The sequence below is a fragment of the Janthinobacterium sp. AD80 genome (genome assembly GCF_002878455.1).
Classification (GTDB): Bacteria; Pseudomonadota; Gammaproteobacteria; order Burkholderiales; family Burkholderiaceae_D; genus Janthinobacterium.
The window spans coordinates 1-3,000 of record NZ_NRDQ01000259.1; the positions used below are offsets into that span (position 1 = coordinate 1).

Here is a 3,000-nt window from a genome sequence, read left to right on the forward strand (position 1 = left end):
CGTGTACCTGAAAGTGCTGGCCACCGACAAGGTGCTGCAGGGGCGCCAGCTGGCGCTGACGCAGCGCCAGGGCGCCAGCGACCTGGCTGAACATGTAACCGCCCGCGACGCGGCGGCAACGCTGCAGTACGGTCACGGGCGTTTTTCCGTGGAGCAGGTGGAAGCGGGCGGCTTCGGCAGCCTGGCCCTGCTGGGCGCCGCCTCCTTCGATGGCGATGTGTCGCTGCGGCTGCAGCAAAGCTTCCAGCTGTACGGCGCACCCGCGCTGACACCCGGCAGCAAGCCCGGCGCGCGCATCAGCATCGCGGCGCCGTATGTGCGCCTGGCCAGCATCAAGCCGGCCGGCAAGGATTTCTATGTCACGCCGGGCACGGCAGGGGAGTCGCCGATGGCTGGCCAGGTCAGCATCGCGGGCGACCTGATCGACGTGCGCGGCATCGTCTCCATCCTGGCCGACGACGTGCGCCTGAGCAGCCGCGGCGACTTGCGCTTCCTGCTGTCGCCGCTGGGTTGGGGCGGCGCGGCGGCGACGACAGTGCTGTCCTCGCCCGGCGACATGACCCTTGCCGCGGCCCAGCTGTACCCGGAAACGGGCGCCGGCGCCGCCTTGCGCGTCGGTTATGGCCGCGTCGATGACGTGCTGGGCTACGATCCGGCGCGCAGCCTGCGCATCGCGCGCACGACGGACAGCGTGCCGGCCATGCCGTATTCCGCCTTCGGCTCGCTGGAGCTGGAAGCGGCGCATATCGAGCAGGGCGGCGTGGTGCGCGCGCCGCTGGGTCGCCTGGCGATCGGCGCGGCCCGCTATGACAATGACAAGAGCTTGAGCGTCAATCTGCTGGCCAACAGCATCAGTTCCGTCAGCGGTGCCGGGCTGGTCATGCCATATGGCGGCACGATCGATGGCCAGAGCTGGAACGTGGACGGCAAGGCGGCCACTTTCATGGGCGTAGGCGGCTTCAACGCGCAGGGCGGCTTGCGCGTCGGCGTGGAGATGGCCGGCGTGGCCGTGAACGTGCAGCCGGGCGCGCTGCTCGACCTGGCGGGCGGCGGCGAACTGACGGGCGCCGGCTTCATCGCGGGCCGCGGCGGCTCCACCGATGCGCGCTATCATCCACTGGCGCAAGTGAACGCGAACGGCGGTTTTATCCTGCCGGGCCTGGCCACCAACCCCGTCTACGCCATCGTGCCGGGCGTGCAGGCGCCGCAAGCGCCTTCGGGCGGCGACAAGGCGGCCTCCGACTCTGCCATTGGCCGGCAAGTGACGATAGGCAGCGGCGTGCCGGGCTTGCCCACCGGCACCTACACCCTGATGCCGTCGACCTATGCCTTGCTGCCGGGCGCCTTCCGCGTGGAACTGAACGGCCTGGCGGGCCAGGGCGGTGCCGGTACGCTGGCGCAGCCGCTGCGCAACGGTTCCTGGGTCGCTCCCGGCACCTTGTCGATCGCCGGCACGGACATCCGCGCGCCGCTGGCCAGCCAGCTGATACTCACGCCGGCCAAGGTTGTGCGCACGTATTCCCAGTACAACGAAACCGGCTATGCCGCATTTGCCCTGGCCGATGCGCAAACGCGCGGCATTCCCCGCGCGATGCTGCCGTCCGATGCGAAAACGCTCAAGCTGACACTGGCGCCAGGCGGCGGCCTGGAGACGTTCCAGTTCCATGGCAGCGGCAGGTTCGCCGCGGCCGAAGGCGGCTATGGCGGCACCGTGGTGTTGATGTCGAGCGATAACTCGGCTGGCGAGATCGAGCTCCTCGCCGATGGCGCGCCGGCCAGCGGTGACGCGAAACAGGTCAGCATACGCGCTTCCAGCCTGAACAATATCGGCGCGGCCCGCATCGTGGTGGGCAACGCGCCCACGGTGGAATATGGCCAGGGCGGCAATTACGTGAACTTTGGCGTGCAGTCGGCGCGCGCCATCTACCTGCGCGCCGGCGCCGTCCTGTCGGCCCCCGAAGTGTTCCTCGTCGCCCAGGACCCGGGCAATTCTGAACTGGGCGATGGCGTGATCGATATCGCGCCCGGCGCCGGCATCAACACCCTGGGACGCGGCAAGGCCGCCTACGACGCCAACGATGGCTTCATCTACCAGAGCCGCCCGGACGTGCATGTGCTGGCCGCGTCGAACGGCTTGCTCAGCGTGGCGCCCGTCAGCGGCGCGACGCGCGGCGGCATCCGCATCGGCATGTGCGTCGACGCTTGCGCGGGCAGCGGCACGGCGAGCCTGTACTCGGAAGGCACCTTGCTGCTGGCGACCAGCGGCAGCTTCCAGCTCGACGACACGGCCCGCTACGGCACGCGCAACCTGAGCCTGGCCGTGGGCGCCATCAATATCGGCTCGAACGAGGCGCTGGCGGCGGCCCAGGCCAGCGGCACGCGTCCCGCCGGCCTGACCTTGAACCAGGGCTTGCTGGACCGTTTGCTGCGCGGCGACACCAGCACGGGCGCGCCAGCGCTGCAGGCGCTGATGCTGAACGCGGCCGACAGCGTCAACTTCTATGGCGACGTGGTGCTCGATACCTACGACAAAGTCAGCGGAAAATCGAACCTGGAACGCCTGGTGCTGACCACGCCGGCCATGTATGGCCAGGGCGGTGCCGATACCGTGGCGACCATCCGCACGGCTAACCTGATCTGGGGCGGCGCGCTGTCGGCGCCCGGCAATGTGATCGCGCATGGCGCCGGCACGGGCAGCGGCACCCTGAACCTGGAGACGCAGCGCATCGATTTCGGCTTCGGCCCCTTCACGCAGCCGGCCGGCGTCGCCTCGTTCGACCGCCTGGCGCTGGGTTTTGGCACCGTCAACCTGAAAGCGTCGGACCAGGTCACGGCCAACCACAAGGGCAGCCTGTCCGTCTACCAGGCGCAGGGCGCGTATGCGACGGGCAAGGGCTTCCAGTACAGCGGCGGCAATCTGAACATCAGCACGCCGCTGCTGACGGGCGACGCCGGCTCGTCGCACAGCTACACGGCGGGCGGCGCGCTGGCCGTGACGGC

1 pseudogene is annotated in these 3,000 nt (G+C 69.5%); it reads left to right on the forward strand.

Annotated features, from left to right (window positions below):
* Positions 1 to 3,000: pseudogene (locus tag JaAD80_RS31035) on the forward strand (hemagglutinin); the annotation flags it as partial.